Source organism: Mesorhizobium sp. M3A.F.Ca.ET.080.04.2.1, assembly GCF_003952525.1.
GTDB lineage: Bacteria > Pseudomonadota > Alphaproteobacteria > Rhizobiales > Rhizobiaceae > Mesorhizobium.
In genome coordinates this window covers 2,876,748-2,891,720 of record NZ_CP034451.1, presented here as the reverse complement: position 1 = coordinate 2,891,720, position 14,973 = coordinate 2,876,748, and the positions used below count along the sequence as shown (strand labels likewise).

The 14,973-nt window shown below is 64.4% G+C and carries 12 protein-coding genes; 10 read left to right on the top strand and 2 right to left on the bottom strand.

Annotation, left to right across the window (positions count from 1 at the left end):
• Nucleotides 1-75: 75 nt before the first annotated feature.
• From EJ074_RS13780 to EJ074_RS13765, 4 genes are all read left to right on the top strand, one after another.
• Nucleotides 76-1,407 (top strand): UDP-glucose/GDP-mannose dehydrogenase family protein, encoded by a 1,332-nt coding sequence (locus tag EJ074_RS13780; RefSeq protein WP_095806694.1) that lies wholly within the window; start codon nucleotides 76-78, stop codon nucleotides 1,405-1,407.
• 93 nt (nucleotides 1,408-1,500) lie between these two features.
• The gene (locus EJ074_RS13775) at nucleotides 1,501-2,946 is read left to right on the top strand and encodes a GMC family oxidoreductase (protein ID WP_095806693.1); all 1,446 of its coding nucleotides are present in this window, start codon (nucleotides 1,501-1,503) and stop codon (nucleotides 2,944-2,946) included.
• A gap of 11 nt (nucleotides 2,947-2,957) precedes the next feature.
• Nucleotides 2,958-3,401 carry a hypothetical protein gene (locus tag EJ074_RS13770; RefSeq protein ID WP_095806692.1) on the top strand — a complete coding sequence of 148 codons (444 nt, stop codon included), beginning with the start codon at nucleotides 2,958-2,960 and terminating at the stop codon, nucleotides 3,399-3,401.
• A 72-nt stretch (nucleotides 3,402-3,473) separates the two neighbouring features.
• Nucleotides 3,474-4,553, top strand: a complete 1,080-nt coding sequence (locus EJ074_RS13765) for a glycosyltransferase (RefSeq protein ID WP_095806691.1) — start codon at nucleotides 3,474-3,476, stop codon at nucleotides 4,551-4,553.
• 20 nt (nucleotides 4,554-4,573) lie between these two features.
• On the opposite strand, the gene EJ074_RS13760 is transcribed toward EJ074_RS13765, so the two are convergent.
• Together EJ074_RS13760 and EJ074_RS13755 are read right to left on the bottom strand one after the other, a co-directional pair.
• The gene (locus tag EJ074_RS13760) at nucleotides 4,574-5,596 is read right to left on the bottom strand and encodes a phosphoribosyltransferase (RefSeq protein ID WP_095806690.1); all 1,023 of its coding nucleotides are present in this window, start codon (nucleotides 5,594-5,596) and stop codon (nucleotides 4,574-4,576) included.
• 72 nt (nucleotides 5,597-5,668) lie between these two features.
• Nucleotides 5,669-7,165: a lipopolysaccharide biosynthesis protein gene (locus EJ074_RS13755; protein ID WP_095806792.1), complete on the bottom strand. Its 1,497-nt coding sequence runs from the start codon at nucleotides 7,163-7,165 to the stop codon at nucleotides 5,669-5,671.
• Nucleotides 7,166-7,362: 197 nt separating this feature from the next.
• Here EJ074_RS13755 and EJ074_RS13750 point away from each other — a divergent pair, with 197 nt between their 5' ends.
• From EJ074_RS13750 to EJ074_RS13725, 6 genes are all read left to right on the top strand, one after another.
• Nucleotides 7,363-8,535 carry a glycosyl transferase family 1 gene (locus EJ074_RS13750; protein WP_245420370.1) on the top strand — a complete coding sequence of 391 codons (1,173 nt, stop codon included), beginning with the start codon at nucleotides 7,363-7,365 and terminating at the stop codon, nucleotides 8,533-8,535.
• Nucleotides 8,536-8,578: 43 nt separating this feature from the next.
• Nucleotides 8,579-9,574 (top strand): glycosyltransferase family 2 protein, encoded by a 996-nt coding sequence (locus EJ074_RS13745; protein WP_095806791.1) that lies wholly within the window; start codon nucleotides 8,579-8,581, stop codon nucleotides 9,572-9,574.
• Nucleotides 9,574-10,509 (top strand): glycosyltransferase family A protein, encoded by a 936-nt coding sequence (locus EJ074_RS13740; RefSeq protein ID WP_095806688.1) that lies wholly within the window; start codon nucleotides 9,574-9,576, stop codon nucleotides 10,507-10,509. Before EJ074_RS13745 ends, EJ074_RS13740 begins: the two co-directional genes overlap by 1 nt.
• Entirely contained in the window at nucleotides 10,499-11,449 is a 951-nt protein-coding gene (locus EJ074_RS13735; RefSeq protein ID WP_095806687.1) for a glycosyltransferase family 2 protein, read from the top strand. The genes EJ074_RS13740 and EJ074_RS13735 overlap by 11 nt, the downstream gene beginning before the upstream one ends.
• Nucleotides 11,450-11,523: 74 nt before the next feature.
• Complete coding sequence (galU, locus tag EJ074_RS13730) at nucleotides 11,524-12,420, top strand: UTP--glucose-1-phosphate uridylyltransferase GalU (RefSeq protein ID WP_095806686.1); 897 nt, start codon at nucleotides 11,524-11,526, stop codon at nucleotides 12,418-12,420.
• Nucleotides 12,421-12,587: 167 nt separating this feature from the next.
• Nucleotides 12,588-14,972: a polysaccharide biosynthesis tyrosine autokinase gene (locus EJ074_RS13725; protein WP_095806685.1), complete on the top strand. Its 2,385-nt coding sequence runs from the start codon at nucleotides 12,588-12,590 to the stop codon at nucleotides 14,970-14,972.
• Nucleotide 14,973 lies beyond the last annotated feature (1 nt).

Genomic DNA, 14,973 nt, shown 5'->3' with positions numbered 1-14,973 from the left:
CCGCGACGGCCCTGGGGGACACCCGAACCCGGTCCGGGCCGCAGGCGGCCCGGCCATCAACAGGAACAGAACCGAATGAACTTGACGGTGTTTGGAATTGGCTATGTCGGTCTCGTCCAGGCCGCGGTGCTCGCTGAGGTCGGGCACGAAGTGGTCTGCGTCGACATCGACGAGGCGAAGGTGGAACGGCTCAACCAGGGCCTCATCCCGATTTTCGAGCCCGGCCTCGAAAGCCTTGTCAAGGAGAACCACGCCGCCGGCCGCATCCGTTTCACCACCGACGCCGCCGCCGCGGTCAAGCACGGCCAGATCCAGATGATCGCGGTCGGCACGCCGCCCGGCGAGGATGGCTCGGCCGACCTGAAATATGTGCTCGCGGTGGCCGAGGCCATCGGCAAGGCGATGGAGGCGCCCAAGATCATTGTCGGCAAATCGACCGTGCCGGTCGGCACCTGCGAGAAGATCAAGGCCAGGATCGCCGAAACGCTGAAGGCGCGCGGGCGCGAGGACCTGACCTTCGACGTCGCCTCGAACCCGGAATTCCTTAAGGAAGGGTCGGCGGTCGCCGACTGCATGAAGCCGGACCGCATCATCGTCGGCACGTCGAGCGAGGACACCGAGGCGGTGATGCGCGAGCTCTACGCGCCGTTCAACCGCAACCACGAGAAGATGATCGTGATGGATGTGCGCAGCGCCGAGTTCACCAAATACGCGGCCAACTGCATGCTGGCGACCAAGATCAGCTTCATGAACGAGATGGCCAATCTCGCCGAGCAGCTCGGTGCCGACATCGAGGAGGTGCGCAAGGGCATCGGCAGCGACCCGCGCATCGGCTACCATTTCATCTATCCGGGCCTCGGCTATGGCGGCTCCTGCTTTCCCAAGGACGTGCGCGCGCTGATCAAGACCGCCGAAAGCGTCAAATTCGACGCCAAGCTGCTGCGCGCCGTCGAGGATCGCAACAATGCTCAGAAGTCGGTGCTGTTCGACAAGGTCGACCGCTACTTCCAGGGCAGCCTGAAGGGCAAGACCTTTGCCGTCTGGGGCCTCGCCTTCAAGCCGAACACCGACGACATGCGCGAGGCGCCGTCGCGCACCTTGATGGAAGCGCTGTGGAACGCCGGGGCCAAGGTTCAGGCCTATGATCCGGAGGCGATGCAGGAATGCCAGGCCCTCTATGGCCTGCGCGACGATCTCCTATTATGCGGCACCAAGGAGGCGGCTCTGCGCGGCGCCGACGCGCTGCTGATCTGCACCGAGTGGAAGAGCTTCCGGGCGCCGTCCTTCGACGCGCTCAAGAATGCGCTGACGACGCCGGTCATCTTCGACGGCCGCAATCTCTACGACCCGAAGGTGATCGCGCGCTACGGCATCGAATATCACTCGATCGGCAGGATAGCGGCATGACGGCGTCCACGGCTACCTGCCCGCCGGGCGGCTCCGCGGAACGACGACGGGGCCGACCGTGACCGTGCGCGTTTTTGAAAAGGGCTCGATCTGATGGTGCTGGACGTTCGGCCCGAACAAATCGCCAATGAACATTTCGATCTCGTCGTTGTCGGCTCCGGTTTCGGCTCGGCCTTCTTCCTGCATGAGTTCGGCAAGCGGCGCAAAGCCCGCGTGCTGGTGCTGGAATGGGGCCGCCACAACACGCATGAATGGCAGCTCGACCAGAACGCCAACACCGACATTGACGACGAGAGCACCTATAAGACCGACAATGCCGACAAGCCCTGGAACTATACGATCGGCCTTGGCGGCGGCACCAACTGCTGGTTCGCGCAGACACCGCGCTTCCACCCCAACGACTTCAAGCTGAAGAGCACCTATGGGGTCGGCAACGACTGGCCGATCTCGTATGACGAGCTGGAACCGTACTACTGCGACGCCGAGGAGGTCATGTCGATCTCCGGCGATCCCGACATGGCCCGCATGCTGCCGCGCTCGCGGCCTTTCCCGCAGCCGCCGCACCGCATGTCGACGCCAGACCGGATGATGAAGGCGGCTCAGCCCGGTCAACACTTCGTCATGCCGACCGCCCGCGCTCGCGTGGCGACGGCGCAGCGCACCTCATGCTGCGCCAATTTGAGATGCTGGCTGTGCCCGGTCGATGCCAAGTTCACCGTCAACAACGGCCTCATGCATGTCTTCGAGCATCCCGACGTGTCGGTCTGCCTCGGCGCCGAAGTACGCCGGCTCGATTATTCGGGCGGCTCAGTGCGATCGGTCGCCTTCATGCGCGACGGCAAGGAATATTCTGTCAGCGCCGACCTGTTCATCCTCGGCGCGAACGCCATCCAGAGCCCGGCGATCATGCTGCGCTCCGGGCTCGGCGGCGAGTTCGTCGGCCTCGGCCTGCATGAATCCTACGGCTGGAACTATGAGGTCTATCTCGACGGCGTCGACAATTTCGACGGCAGCACCATCACCACCGGCCTGAATTTCGGCCTCTATGACGGTCCGCATCGCGCCGAGCACGCGGCGGCGCTGGTCTATTTCGAAAACCGGTGGCAGCATGGCATGCGCGCCGAGAAGGAACGGCTGCGGCAGGTGCTGCCGCTGGTCATCGTCACCGAAAACCTGCTCGATCCGGAAAACCGCGTGATCCTCGACAAGGACGAGAACGCCTTCGTCAGCTTCAAAGGCGCGTCCGATTACGCCGTCAACGGCATGGCCAAGGCGCTCGAAAGATTGCCGGCGCTGCTCGCGCCGCTGCCGGTGGAAAAGATCTTCGATCGCGGCATCCGGCCGACCGAATCGCATGTGCAGGGCACGTTGCGCATGGGCACCGGCCCGGCCGATTCCGTGGTCGATCGCGACATGATCCATCACCAGCTGAGGAACCTCGTCGTTGTCGGCACCAGCACCTATCCGAGTTGTTCCTGCGCCAATCCCAGCCTGACCGCCGCGGCACTGTCCCTGCGCGCGGCGAGCCGGCTGGCGTGAAGGAGGGATCGATGAAGATAACGCGACGCACGGCACTGGCCATCGTTGCCGGCGGGGTTGCCTCGACCGGCATCGCGGCCGCTGCGGTTTCTTCCTTTTCGGACGAGGACCTGGTCCGCGTCACGCTCGAGAAATACTTCGGGCCGCTCAACATGCGCATCGAGCATCTGCAGCAGTTCGTGCTGGAATTCCGCAACCGCAATCCCTGGGTCTTTCCCAGCGCCAAGCTGGCGGACGCGATGACGCTTCTGGAGACCGTCAGGCTCGACAAGGCGCGCGAATTCCTGCCCAGCCGCAAGCAGCAGGATGTCGGGAATTTCGAGCGCTGGGTGATCGCCGAGTTCCACATGCTGACCGACTATGCCTGGCGCGGCTCGCCGGGCGACCCGATCCGCTTCACCGGCTGGCATCCATGCACCAACCCCTTCGCCAATCTCGAGCAGCAGAATGCCTGAAACCGCCGGCGGACATGCTCACCCGCAAGCCAAGGAAAATGGCCAAGAAGAATGTGACAAGGAGCCGAGCTCATGAAAGTTCTCTTCGCAGGCGGTAGCGGTTATGCCCCCCAGTTCAGCGGCGGCGTTCAGTCCAGCACCCATCATCTTGCCGAGCAACTGATCGAGCACGGCCATGAGGCATCGGTGCTCGCCGCTTTGTTCGGCCAGGGCATGTTCGGCTATAAGGCGCGCGCCAAGATGAAGCTGCTCGGCCAGCGCGCCGTCATCGACAATTTCCCCGGCTACCCGGTGGTGCGGGCCTGGTTTCCCTGGGAAGCGGCGGCGTTCGCCGTCAAGAAGCTGCAGCCGGACGTCGCCGTGGTGCAGTGTCACAAGTCGGTCCCGATGGGCAAGGCGCTGCAGGCCGAAGGCGTGCCGCTGGTCGTCTATCTGAGAAACGTGGAGTTCCACGAACTGGGCGGCGACCTGCGCGAGCTGAACTCGGCGTTCTACATCGCCAATTCCGAATTCACCGCACGAACCTACAAGCGCGAGTTCGGCATCGAATCGACGGTCATCCCGCCGACCATCAATCCCGCCGCCTACAGCACGCCGACGACTGGCGAGTACATCACGTTCATCAACCCGTATGAGGAAAAAGGCTTCGAGCTTGCCGTGCGCATCGCCGCGGCATGCCCGGAAATACCCTTCCTCTTCGTCGAGAGCTGGAAGCTCGAGGACGATCATCGCGCCAGCATCGGACGGACGATCGCGCCCTTCTCCAACATCAAGCTGGAAAATCGCACCGACGACATGAAGACCCTCTACGGCCGCACCAAGATCCTGCTTGCGCCGAGCAAGTGGGAAGAGGCGTGGGGCCGCGTCGCCTCGGAGGCTCATTGCAGCGGCATTCCCGTCGTCGGCTCGCGCCGGGGCGGCCTGCCGGAGGCGATCGGCTCCGGTGGCGTGGTTCTGGACTATGACGCGCCGCTCAACGATTGGGTCGCGGCGATCAAGCGGCTGTGGAACGATCGCGAGCAATATGAACGGGTCTCGGAAGCGGCGCACGCCTTCTCGCAGCGCCCGGAACTCGATCCCGAGCGTCAGTTCGCCACTTTCTTCACCCTGCTCGACAGCGCCGCCAGGCAGCGCGCCCGTCGCGCCGCCTAACCCGGTCCGTAAGCTTATGCTTACGCGGTGCGTTTGACGCGGCTTTTCAGCATCTCGTAGCCGCGTTCGCCGAGCAGGGCGCGCGCTGCTGCCTTGGCGACCTTCTTGCGTCCCTCTGGCGAATTGGTCTCCCTGAGTCGTGCAGGCAGGTTACGCGCCCTCTGCTCCAGGGCAGGCAGTGACAGCGCGTCGGGAAAGCTCACGATGTTGGTTTCGACGCACAGCACCGGCTTGCCCGACAGCTTGGCGATCTTGAGCGCCTGTTGGTGCTCGCTCTCGATGAACAGAATGGCATTCGACTTGCGGTAGAACTCGGCCTTGAAGCTGCCATGGGCGCCCAGCCGCTGCCGTTCGGCCTTGCTCGGCAAATCGAGCATGATGAGTTGATCATATTTGATCTCGTGCCTGGCGAGCCAGGCTTCGGTCAATTTGCGGTATTTCTCCAGCCGGCTCGTCACCAGCCAGCCGATCTTGCGGGTCGGGCCGAGCAGCGGCCGCGCCTCGCCGAGGAATTTCTCGTAAGCCGGGCCATCGTCATTCTCTTCCTCGGTCGGATCGAGGCAAAGCACGCCGTCGATGTCCACGCAGCACTGCTCGAGGAAGATGTGATGCATGAAATTCCATTGGAACATCCTGGGATGCGGCACGACCTCGAAGACGATGTCGGTCTCCTCGTGCTGCGGCAGCAGCCCGAACACCGCGGCGAAGACGAAATTGCCCTTGATGCCGGCGGCTTCGATCTTGTCGCGCGCGTCGCGCATGGCGTTGCCGCCGCTGACACTGTCGTCGATCACCAGGATCCTGCGCATCTCCGCGGCCTGCCGGTCGAGCGCAGCGCGCCGCTTGGTGATTCCCGACGTGTAGATCCTGCCGGCGAGGAAGCTGTCGAGGTCGGTCATCGGAATGTTCGCCGTCAGGCTGACCAGCGTGGCGGCGAGGACGCCGCTTCGCGGCACGCCGACCACCAGGTCGATATCGCGCGGCAGCCGGTGCAGGTTGCGCATGATCGCGTCGTTCATGTCTGAGATCGATCGGTAGTTCATGGCGTTGCCTTACCCTCAAAAGTCAGTGGTTGCGCCGGCGGCCGAGATGCGGTTGCAATTGGCCGCACTAGGTCATTTCGCCCCGCTGGGTGCCGCGGAAAAGCCGCGCGCCGGGATCAGCTTCACGGCCTCGCGAAGTGCCTCGCGGCCGGCGCCGAAGGCCGACGCGACAACGATGGTGATGGCGTAGGAAAGCACCGCGCCACCGGCGAGCGCGACGATGGGCTGCGGCGGCAGCATCGGCTTGGCCAGCCAGACCAGAGCCAGGGCCAGATGCGCGCCGAGCACGAACGGCGTCGCCGCATGCAGCACATGGCTGGCGCGCAGCGGCCCGGTCCTGCCGACATAGAGCCACAGGAAAGGGGTCCTCAGATATTCGCTGATGGCATAGACGATCGCCACCCCGAGCGCGCCGTAGGGCAGGCCGATGGCGAAGGCCAGCACCGAGGTCACCGCCGTCACGATGCCCCAGCGCATGAAGTCGCCCGAGCGGCCCTGGCTGACGAACAGCCATCCCGCCGGATTGTTGAGCGGCTGCAGCAGGCCCGCGAAGCCCAGCGCCACGAAGATATCGGCGCTCGCCCGCCACTGTTCGCCGAGCACGAACGGAATGAGCCTGTCCGACATGGCGGTTGCGAAGGCAACACCCGGCAGCGCCACCAGGAGGATCAGCGGCATGACCCGCAGATAGGCGCTGCGGTAGCGGTCGGGCTCGTCCTTGAGCCGGGAAAGCGCCGGCACCATGACCTTCGACAGCGGATTGGTGATCTGGCTGAGGGGGAACAGCAGCAGCTTGTAGGCGCGGTCGTAGAGGCCGAGCTGCGCCTCGCCCCAGAATTTGCCGATCAGCACATTGTCGAGGTTGCGGGCAAAGAAATTGGCGAAGTTGAACCCGGTGATTCCGGCGCCGAAATGAATCATTTGGCCGATGCCTTCGACCTTGCGCGGCAGGCCGGGGCGCCAGCGTGAGAACGCCCAATAGCAGAGCGTTGGCAACACGGCGCCGGTCAGCGTGCCTGCGAAAAGCGCCCAGTAGGAGCGATCGATGAACGTCCAGCCGATCGAGACGGCGAGGCCGCAGACGGCGCTGGCGACATCGATGACGGCGAGCCGCGTGAATTCCATGCGCCGCGTCAGCAGCGCCAGATGCTGCGCGCCGAGGCCGTAGGCCATGATCTGCAGGCCGAAGGCGGCGACCAGCCCAGCCACGCGTGGCTCGCCATAGAAGCCGGCCACCAGTGGCGCGGCTCCGGCAAGCACGCAGGCCAGCACCGCGCTCACCGCCGTGTTTATCCAGAACAGCGTGTTGACTTCCTCATGCCGGATCCCCGTCTTCTGGATCGTCGCCTGGGTCAGGCCGAAATCCTGGAACAGCGCGATGAAGGCGAGCACCGGAGCGCACATCGCCACGACGCCGAAATCCTGCGGCGACAGCAGTCGCGACAGCACGATGACAGAAACGATCTGGGTCGCCACCCGCACGCCTTGCGCCATCGCGGTGACGATGGCGCCGCGCCCGACCGATTTGCGCAATGAGCCCTCGGGCGGATCGAATGCACTGGTTTCCAAATTCAGGATCCCTGTTTTGCGCCGGTCCGACATGATCGTGACCGGCGCCCGCCGCCATGGGCAAACTACCGCAAGTCGTTTTTGCAGCGCAACAAAAATCGTTGGATCTTTGCTACGCTGCACCAAAAATGTTGCGATGCAGCAAAAGCTGTACTAGCATCCCGAATGGGTGGCGGGCCCAACGGCGGTCGAGTTATATGCTGCATGTCTTGTACCTTGTGCATGACGTCTCCGACCCGGCAGTGCGCCGCAGGGTCAAAATGCTCAAGGCAGGCGGTGCCAGGATCACCCTGGCGGGCTTCCGCCGCACCACCACTCCGGTCGCCGACATCGAGGGGACCGCGCCGATCGATCTCGGTCCCACGCGCGACGCCCGCTTTGCGCAACGCATCGGCGCGGTGGCCAAGGCTGCGATGTCGATCGGCGCCAAGCTTGCCGCCGTGCCGCGGCCCGATCTCATCATCGCGCGCAACCTCGAGATGCTGGCGCTTGCTCGCCGCGCCAACGGAGCTTTCGGCGCGAGTATTCCGACCGTCTATGAATGCCTGGACATCCATCGGCTGGTGCTGCGCAACGATCTGGTCGGCAAGTTGCTGCGCGGCGCCGAACGCCATCTCGCCCGCGACGTCAAGCTGCTGGTGACCAGTTCCCCGGCCTTCATCGCCAATTACTTCGAGCTGTTCGGGCAAATCGCCGCACCGGTCGAACTGATCGAGAACAAACACTTCGACGTCACGCCATCGCCACCGCACGATCCCTCCCAGGCCGGTGCCGCGATGGAGCCGCCATGGCGAATCGGCTGGTTCGGCGCACTGCGATGCCGGCGCTCGCTGGAGCTGCTGGCCGCGTTCACCCGCCGTCAAAACGGACGTTTCGAAGTCGTGCTGAGAGGACGCCCGGCACTGTCGGAGTTTCCGGATTTCCACGGCTTCGTCGAGGCCGAACCCTGGCTTTCCTTTCGCGGCGCCTACCGCAATCCTGAGGATATGGCGGCCATCTACCGGGAGGTGCATTTCTCCTGGGCGATCGATTTCTTCGAGCAGGGCCAGAATTCCGAATGGCTGCTTCCCAACCGCCTCTACGAGGGCTGCCGTTTCGGCGCCGTGCCCATCTCGATGGCTGCCACCGAAACCGGTCGCTTCCTCAAGCGGCAGGACATCGGAGTGCTTCTGTCCGAGGCAACGCCGGGGGGCATCGAGGCCACGCTGGGAGGGATGGACCAGGAGCGCTTCGGCGGGCTGCGGTCCCGCGTTCTTGCCCGCAATCCCAGAACCTGGAGCTACGACCGCAGCGATTGCCTGGCCTTCGTCGAAAAGTTGCGACGTCTGGTCACCGTTTCCGCGGCCTTCCCGAGCGAGGCGCTGGCATAGCATGGCCAAAGAACGCATGAGTGCAGAAGATGGAACGAAGTCGATGACGCAGAAGGCAACGCCGGCATCGACGCTGATCGTCATTCCGTGCCTCAACGAGGCAGACCATATCGGTGCGCTGCTCGCGCAACTGCAACCGTCTGCGGCTAGGCTGGGCGCCAGGATCGTCGTGGCCGACGGTGGCAGCAACGACGGCACGCAGGGCATCGTCGAGAAGGTGGCGGCCGAGGACGCGCGGGTTGTCCTGCTCCCCAATCCGAAGCGCATCCAGAGCGCGGCCATCAACCTTGCCGTGGCGACATTCGGCGCGGGCGCGGATTTTCTCATCCGCATCGATGCGCATGGCGGCTATCCTGCCGACTACTGCGACAGGCTGGTCGAGGAGGCGCTCGCTACGGGTGCCGATTCGGTTGTCGTCTCAATGCTGACCAGCGGCACCGGAGCGGTGCAGAAGGCGGTGGCTGCCGCGCAGAACTCCAAGCTCGGCACCGGCGGTTCGAAGCATCGTCACATGTCGGACGGCGAATGGGTCGACCACGGCCATCATGCGCTGATGCGCATCGCCGCCTTCCAGGCGGTGGGCGGCTATGACGAGAGCTTCAGCCACAACGAGGACGCCGAACTCGACCACCGCCTTCGCCAGGCGGGCCACCGCATCTGGATGAGCGGCAGCACGCACATGATCTACTACCCGCGCGCGACGCTGAAAGGCCTCTACTTCCAGTATCTCGGCTATGGCCGTGGCCGCGCCAAGAACGTGCTGAAGCACCGCATGGTGCCGAAGGTGCGGCAGATGATTCCGCTGCTGGTGGCTCCCGTCGTTCTATTGGCGTTCTTCTCCTTGGTGCATTGGCTCGCAGTGGTGCCTTTCGTGATCTGGGCGGCCGTATGCCTCGCCTACGGCGTGCTGACGGCTGTCCGCCAGCGCAACCCGGGCATAGCGCTCGCCGGTGTTTCGGCAATGGTCATGCATTTGGGTTGGTCGGTCGGCTTCTGGCAGCAACTGCTCGGGTCCCGAGCGCGGCGCGGGGTGGCGTGATGGCGACTCGCTCGATCGATATCTGCATCTGCACCTTCCGCCGGCCCGAACTGGCCGACACGCTGCGCTCCATCGCCGCGCTGGAGAAGCCCGCGGGCTTCGAGATCGGCGTCGTCGTCGCCGACAATGACGACCAGCCGACGGCGCAGCCACTGGTCAAGGCGCTGGCGCAGGAGTTGAAGCTGCCGATCCGCTATTGCCATGCGCCGGCGCGCAACATCTCGGTCGCGCGCAATGCCTGCCTCGATGCCAGCGTAGCGGACTTCGTTGCTTTCATTGACGACGACGAGACGGCGTCGCCGTGCTGGCTCGCAGAACTCGCCCGAATCGCGGCGGTGACCGGCGCGGCGGCCGTGCTTGGGCCGGTTCGCGCCAGCTATCGCCCAGACGCGCCCGACTGGATGCGAAACGGCGATTTCCACTCGACCTTTCCGGTCTGGGTGCGCGGCGAGATCCGCACCGGCTACACCTGCAATGTCCTGCTCAGAACGACCCACGAAAGCCTGCGCAACCGCCGCTTCAGCCTCGCACGCGGCCAGACCGGCGGCGAGGATACCGAGTTCTTCGATCACATGGTCAAAGCCGGCGGGCGCATCGCCTTTGCCCCGCAGGCCGTGGTCGAGGAGGTGGTGCCGCGCTCGAGGGCCGCCTTCGACTGGCTGCGCCGCCGTCGTTTCCGCTTTGGCCAGACGCATGGCCACCTCATCGGGCGCAACACGAGCGGTCTGCGCCGGGTCGGTCAGATCGGCCTCGCATCGGCCAAGGCCGCATATTGCTTCGGCATGGCCGTTTTGACCGCCGTCAGCCCGGTGCGCCGGAACCGCAGCGTGCTGCGCGGCATTATGCACGTTGGTGTCGTCAGCGGTTTGGCTGGCGTCCGCGAAATCCGCCAATACGGCATGACCCCGCAGGAAGGGGACAAGCGTGCAGCCTGACGTGAGCTTCGTTATCGCCGCCTACAATGCTGAGGCCACGCTCGATCGGGCGATCGCCAGCGCGATGGCGCAGCGCGGCGTCTCCGTCGAGGTCATCGTCGTCGACGACCGGTCGCGCGACCGCACGCTGGAGGTGGCGCGCGCCTATCCCGAGGAAATCGTCAAAGTGGTCGCGCTTCCCGCCAATCGCGGCCCGGGCGGCGCCAGGAATGCCGGCATCGACGTGGCGCGCGGCCGCTGGGTGGCGGTGCTGGATTCCGACGACGCCGTCCTGTCCGGCCGGATTGCGGCAATGATCGCAAGGGCAGAGCACGCCGGCGCTGAGATCGCGGTCGACAACGTTCAGGTGGTGCGCGAGGACGGCACGCCTGACGACACCATGTTCCCTGCCGGCTATCTGGAAGGGCTGCGGGAGATATCGCTCGCGGATTACATAGCCGGCAATCTCGTCTTCGAGTCCCGTTTCAACCTCGGCTATCTGAAGCCGATCTTCCAGCGCCGTTTCCTCCACGAGAATCGGTTGCGCTACGACGAGCAACTGCGCATCGGCGAAGACTACATCCTCTTGGCAAGCGCGCTGGCGAGAGGTGGCCGCTGCGTGGTCGAGCCGACCACTGGCTATATCTACCACATCCGCACCGGCTCGATCTCGCGCGTGCTCGAACTGCATCATGTCGAGGCGATGGCGTGCGCCGACGCCGCTTTCGCCGCTTCCCATGCCATGGACAGCGAGGCCCAGGCGGCGTTTGCCAGGCGCAGCCGCAGCCTGCGCAAGGCGGCATCGTTCCTGTCGCTGGTTCAGCACATCAAGGCGCGCGCGCCGCTCAAGGCGATACGCACCGCGCTCCGCGATCCGGCCGCGATCAAGCATCTCAGCATGCCGATCGCGGTACGGCTGAGAAGGGTTACGGCACAGTTTGCCGTGGGGGCGGGGAGGTGAAGCATGCCGGCAGATGGAATGTGTTTTTCATAGCCAGCAACAGATGAAATCGATCTCCGCAGAAGGAATATGCGATGCAGAAAGTCAGGAAGGCAGTCATACCGGTGGCAGGTCTCGGAACACGGTTCCTGCCGGCGACCAAGTCGATGCCGAAGGAAATGCTGCCCGTCGTCGACAAGCCTGTCGTGCAATATGCGGTGGACGAAGCCTTCGAGGCCGGCATCGAGCACATCGTCTTCGTCACCGGTCGCAACAAGGCGGTCATCGAGGACTATTTCGACCTCCATCCGGAACTGGTCGGAACCCTCGAACAGACCGGCAAGAAGGCGCAGCTGCAGTCGCTGGAAAGCCTGCTTCCGGTAGCGGGCGCCACCAGCTTCATCCGCCAGCAGTCGCCCCAGGGTCTCGGGCATGCCGTGTGGTGCGCGCGCGAGGTGATCGGCAACGAACCCTTCGCCCTGCTGCTTCCCGACATGGTGTCGTTCGGCGCGCGCGGATGCCTGGCCGAAACCGTCGATCTCTATGAGCGGACGGGCGGCAACGTCATCGCCGTCGAGCGCTGCGATCCCTCCGAAACCAGCAAATACGGCATTGTCGGGCGCGGCGCGGAAGTGGGCTCCGGCTTCGAGGTCACCGCCATGGTCGAGAAGCCTGCACCGGCCAACGCGCCGTCGAATTTCTACATCAACGGCCGCTACGTCCTGCAGCCGGAGATCTTCGCGCTGCTCGGCAACCAGCAGCGCGGCGCCGGCAACGAAATCCAGCTCACCGACGCCATGGTCCGCCTGGCACAGAGCCAATCGTTCCATGCCCAGCCTTTCAACGGCCGCATGTTCGATTGCGGCTCCAAGGAAGGCTTCATCGAGGCCACGATCGCCTTTGCGCTCGCGCGCGACGACATGAAGGGGCCAGTCATGGAGATGCTGCAGCAGTTCGTCCGGTCGCATGAGCGCCGGGAAGTAGCCGCATAATGCCCAAATTTTGGGTGCATATGCGAAATCGCGATGGCGCGACATCGACGCTGGCGCCCGGCCTTCCTGGCCGGGTGCCCCATGGCACGAATGTTGCGTGGTCTTTTCTGGTGACGACGCCACTTTTCGAAGGCCGCTAGAGCCTGCAACCTGGAATTGGACCGACGATGAACTATGCCAACTTCCCTCTCGATAAGAGGATGCCATTGCCCAATACCGAAGCGGAAAAGGGCGACGACTTCATCGACGTCGAGCGCCTGCTTGGCATGGCGGCCCGGCAGGTCAAGGTGGTGGCGGTCTGCGCCGTCATCGGCCTGTTCCTGGGCGTGGTGTATCTTCAGACCACGCCCAAGCAGTTCACCTCGCTTTCGAGCGTTTTGATCGACGAGGGCCTGAACAAGGTCGTGGACGACATCTCGGCCGCCAGCGCCACGGTGCAGACGGACGCGACTATCCTCAGCCAACTCGAAATCCTGTCGTCGGCGCGGCTGGCGTCGGTGGTGGTCGACAAGCTGAAGCTCGACCAGAACGACGAGTTCATGAACCCGCCGCAATCGGCCCTTGCCAAGGGCATCGGCTTTCTGCGCGGCGTGGTCGCCTATTTTCGCGGCGGCTCCGGAACGGATGACATTCCCGGCATCCAGAATGTCGACGCAGCGACGCGGGAGGCGATGATCACCGCAGCGCGTCACGACTACGCGGTGCTCAAGCTCCAGACGGAGCTGATGGCTGATCGCGTCGGCCGCAGCAACGTCATCACCTTGGGTTATCAGTCGACGAATCCGGCGCTCGCAACGTCGATCACCAAGGCCTATGCCGAGGCCTATCTCGCCGATCAGCTCAATGCCAGCTTCGACGCCACCGAGCGCGCGGCCGTCTGGCTGCAGGGCAGGCTGACCGAGCTCCGCCAGAGCTCGCAACAGGCCGCGATGGAAGTCGAGAAATTCAGGGCCGAGCATGGGCTGTCAGCGAACAGCGACGGCCAGCTGATGAGCGGCAAGCAACTGTCCGACCTCAACGCCCAGCTCATCATAGCGCAGGCCGACACCGCGCGCGCCAGCGCCCGCTACCAGCAATACAAGGCGATCGTCGACAGCGGCTCCGAAAATGCCTTCAACGATTCGGCGATCGCCGCCGATCAGCCGAGCAGCTCGGTCATCATCGGGCTCAAGACCCGCTATCTCGCCGTTTCCAAGCGGCTGCAGGATGTCGAGGCGAATTTCGGCAAGGATCATCCCCAGGCGGTGGCGCTGGCCAAGGAAAAGGCCGATGTGGCGGCGCAGATCTTCGGTCAATTGAAGCAGATCACCGAAAGCTACCGCAACGACTTCCAGGTGGCGCAGGCGCGCGAAACCGAACTCAAGCAAAAGATCGCGGCCGCTGCCGGCAGGAGCTCGATCGACAATGAATCGCAGGTGAGGCTGAGGGAACTCGACCAGCAGGCGCAGGCGCTCTCCACCCTCTACCAGACCTTCCTCAGCCGCTACCAGGAAGCTTCGCAGCAGCAGACCTTCCCTGTCGGCAAGGTCCGCATCATCTCGGATGCGAACATGCCGCTGGCCGCGTCGAGCCCGCGCACCCTGCGCGTGCTGGCGCTGTCGCTCGTTCTAGGCCTGATGCTGGGAGTGGGCTTCGGCGGTCTCAACGAGTTCAACGAGCGCTTCTTCCGGACGGGCGAGGACATTCGCGACCGCGTCGGCCTCAAGTTCCTCGGTTATCTGCCGATGATCGGCGGCGGCAAGCCCAAGGACGCTAAGTCGGACGACTCGCCGGCGGATGCCAAGGTCGCCAGCCTTTCGGCCGTGGAGAAACGGGCGCGAATGCGAGTCAGCATCGACGCGCCGGCCTCGATGTTCGCCGAGACGCTGCGTAACGCCAAGATCGCCTTCGATGTCGTTATGGAGGGCCAGGGCAGCCGGGTCATCGGCGTCATCTCGGTGCTGCCCGGAGAAGGCAAGTCGACCGTGGCGGCGAACCTTGCCGGATTGCTGGCCGCCAACGGCGCCAGGACGTTGCTGATCGATGGCGACCTGCGCAATCCGGGCCTCAGCCGCAGCCTCGGCATGGAGGCCGAGCATGGCCTGATGGAAGCCGTGGTCAGCGGGCAGACATGGCAGTCCGTCGGCAAGGTCGACCGCCAGACCAAGCTGGCGATCATTCCGGCCGTGCTGCGCGGTCAGTTCTCCCACACCAGCGAGCTTTTGAGCTCGGCCGGCATGCGGCGCTTCCTCGACAATGCCAAGGAGACATTCGAGTACATTGTCGTCGACCTGCCGCCGCTCGGCCCGGTGGTCGACGCCAAGGCCTTCGCGCCGTTTGTCGACGGCTTCGTCCTGGTCGCCGAATGGGGTCGCACCCCGCGCGCCATGGTCCGGTCGATGCTGGAATCGGAAACCTACCTCGCCGACAAGATCGTCGGCGCGGTGCTCAACAAGGTCGATCTGAAGAAGCTGGCGAAATATGGGTCCTTCGGCGGCTCGGAAAAATTCTTCGACCGCTATTCGAGCTATTATCTGGAGAAGCCCGAGACGCGCGCCAAGCAGGCCGCCTGAT

Coding starts and splice junctions, on each gene's coding strand:
- EJ074_RS13780 (WP_095806694.1), top strand. CDS start 76: ATGAACTTGACGGTGTTTGGAATTGGCTATGTCGGTCTCGTCCAGGCC.
- EJ074_RS13775 (WP_095806693.1), top strand. CDS start 1,501: ATGGTGCTGGACGTTCGGCCCGAACAAATCGCCAATGAACATTTCGAT.
- EJ074_RS13770 (WP_095806692.1), top strand. CDS start 2,958: ATGAAGATAACGCGACGCACGGCACTGGCCATCGTTGCCGGCGGGGTT.
- EJ074_RS13765 (WP_095806691.1), top strand. CDS start 3,474: ATGAAAGTTCTCTTCGCAGGCGGTAGCGGTTATGCCCCCCAGTTCAGC.
- EJ074_RS13760 (WP_095806690.1), bottom strand. CDS start 5,596: ATGAACTACCGATCGATCTCAGACATGAACGACGCGATCATGCGCAAC.
- EJ074_RS13750 (WP_245420370.1), top strand. CDS start 7,363: ATGCTGCATGTCTTGTACCTTGTGCATGACGTCTCCGACCCGGCAGTG.
- EJ074_RS13745 (WP_095806791.1), top strand. CDS start 8,579: ATGACGCAGAAGGCAACGCCGGCATCGACGCTGATCGTCATTCCGTGC.
- EJ074_RS13740 (WP_095806688.1), top strand. CDS start 9,574: ATGGCGACTCGCTCGATCGATATCTGCATCTGCACCTTCCGCCGGCCC.
- galU (WP_095806686.1), top strand. CDS start 11,524: ATGCAGAAAGTCAGGAAGGCAGTCATACCGGTGGCAGGTCTCGGAACA.
- EJ074_RS13725 (WP_095806685.1), top strand. CDS start 12,588: ATGAACTATGCCAACTTCCCTCTCGATAAGAGGATGCCATTGCCCAAT.